Genomic DNA, 634 nt, shown 5'->3' with positions numbered 1-634 from the left:
TATATTTGATATTGAAAGAATTGTAATACCTGGATTAAGTAAATGAAGAAAACCAAATAAAAAGGACGTCACGGTAATCCCAATCCATATACGGCTTCTAACAGAAAGAACTGGAAATAACCAACCTCGTACAACAATTTCTTCCGTTGCACCTTGTATTAAAAAGGCAACTAAAGATCCCACAATACCAAATATGGTGGTTAGTGTAATATGTTGCATTTGGAGTTTTACATTTCCTGTTAATATGAGTACAATTACTGGTATTGAAATGAAGACAAATCCTATAAACGCACCTCTCAAATATCTTCTCATCCATTGATTTCTCCAAAAACCGATGGATGAAAACGACCTTTTCTCTACAAATTTAATCCATAAAAACACAAAAAATATAGCCCCACCAAACGTTAATATCATCTCAACATTACTATAAATCGCTTTTATAAATGTTGTTTCTGCTTTCGGTAAAAGCAGCATAAATAATATGAAAAATTCACCTAAAGTTAAAAATACAATTGCAAGTATAACAGCGAAAACAGGATGAACTTTTCTTCTTCCTTCTTTTGCTGCTTCAATTATTTTAAATTGTTTATTGTGCAATATTCTATCCCCCTCCTAATTATTGTACTCATCAGTA

General features: G+C 31.5%; 1 protein-coding gene. It reads right to left on the bottom strand.

Annotated elements, in window-relative coordinates:
* Window positions 1-597 (bottom strand): CPBP family intramembrane glutamic endopeptidase (locus tag KI356_RS27260; RefSeq protein WP_212937010.1); only part of this gene is annotated, 597 nt, incomplete at its 3' end.
* Window positions 598-634 lie beyond the last annotated feature (37 nt).

The organism is Bacillus hominis (assembly GCF_018332515.1).
Lineage (GTDB): Bacteria > Bacillota > Bacilli > Bacillales > Bacillaceae_G > Bacillus_A > Bacillus_A hominis.
The sequence above is the reverse complement of the archived record's forward strand: the minus strand, read 5'-3'. Positions and strand labels throughout refer to the sequence as shown.